The 362-nt window shown below is 39.2% G+C and carries 1 protein-coding gene; it reads right to left on the reverse strand.

All coding sequences use genetic code 11. The features are described from left to right. Positions 1 to 362: IS3 family transposase (locus AC1VNJ_RS26910; protein ID WP_482641640.1), on the reverse strand; the 362-nt coding region annotated here is incomplete at both ends.

The following is a 362-nucleotide window of genomic DNA, read 5'->3' on the forward strand; positions in this document are numbered from 1 at the left end:
TTAAATAAATCCTGAATACTTGAAAGATACAACTGTTTAGGCCCAAAAGGCAAGTAGGTAATATCCGTCACTAGTTTTTGAAGAGGACGATCAGCTCGAAAGTCACGATTTAATACATTCTCTGCAACCTGATAAGGTTGCCCTGTTCGCTGACGTTTCTTCCGTTTTACGCGACATTGCCAACCATACTTCTGCATGGCACGCTGCACAAACTTATGATTCATCTTCATCGTTCGATTGAGTAATGCTGTAATCTTTCGATAGCCATATCGAAACTTGTGTTTATGACATTGTTCACCAACTTGTTGTTCCATCCATTTCTTTAATGTATCCCGTTTTGTATGTTGCTTCCAACGATAGTA

The sequence above is a fragment of the Priestia sp. 3CA3 genome (genome assembly GCF_056836725.1).